Here is a 1,012-nt window from a genome sequence, read left to right on the forward strand (position 1 = left end):
GATACGTTCGTAATAAGAAGGTTGATACGGCTTGCATATTTCGGCATCTTCTTTTTCGCTTTCTTGTGATGTTCCAAACGTTTCGTCCACTCAGTTTGTGTTAGACGATATATGACAAGGCGTGTTTTATGTTTTTGGTGAAGTCCTATATAGATTTCCGGTAATTCTAGTATTTGTCCTTCAGATAGATCTTTCGTCAATTTTTCTAAATCGAGAAGAGTCCATTTTCCACCTTTCTCTTTTTGATAGACTTGTGTATTCCAGCGAATACGTGACACATAAAATGCTTTTCGATCCGCAATTTTTTCTAAATCATAAATAGAAAAATAACCAAGATCACGAAGAGAAAGTTCCCCTGGCTCTAATGTTTGCGTACGTTCCTGTCCATAACGGCAATCGCTACTTGTTCCATCTCTTACAGCTGTTTCTAAAAATTCTCCAGAAATCAGTTCATACTCTAATTGAATTTTCACACCAGCTTCTGAACCACCTCCGCCTACCCCTTTGTAAGAAGATGCATATTGAGCTGGAAGCTGAAAGGCTGTTGAATCTAGTATACGGATACGTGTAAAACGGTTAGATAAAGGAGTCATTGGAGAAAACTTCTTTCGAAATACTTGTAAAAACAATTCCTTTAAGAATTGTACAGTCTGTGCATTAAATCGTTCGTTCAGACCTTGACTAGATAATTGGATTCCCGTAGCTCTAGTTAGTTTCGCACATAAACTAACTAGGGATTCTGTCCCAATTGCTTGGCTGAGAAACACGCATAATGAAACGAGGTCTTGTGCTCTACACTTTCGTTTTCGTCGAATCATTCCAGTTTTAACTGCTAGTAGTTGTAAGTGGTGAATCGAAAATTTACTTTTAAATTCTTCACCTAGTAAACGTAACTCTTCTTGTGTAACATCATTAATTTTAGACATAAAATGGGTCATCCTTCCATGCGGTATGCATGGAAGGATGACCCATTTAGTTAAATTTTATTCATTTTCTTAACTTGATGGCTATG

At 37.1% G+C, this 1,012-nt stretch carries 1 protein-coding gene; it reads right to left on the reverse strand.

Annotation, left to right across the window (positions count from 1 at the left end; genetic code table 11):
* The coding region (locus tag PDQ33_RS28910; RefSeq protein ID WP_270757119.1) for an IS4 family transposase at window positions 1-926 on the reverse strand (926 nt) is incomplete at its 3' end.
* Between the last annotated feature and the right edge of the window lie 86 nt (window positions 927-1,012).

The organism is Bacillus cereus group sp. Bc031 (assembly GCF_027716265.1).
Taxonomy (GTDB): Bacteria; Bacillota; Bacilli; order Bacillales; family Bacillaceae_G; genus Bacillus_A; species Bacillus_A paranthracis.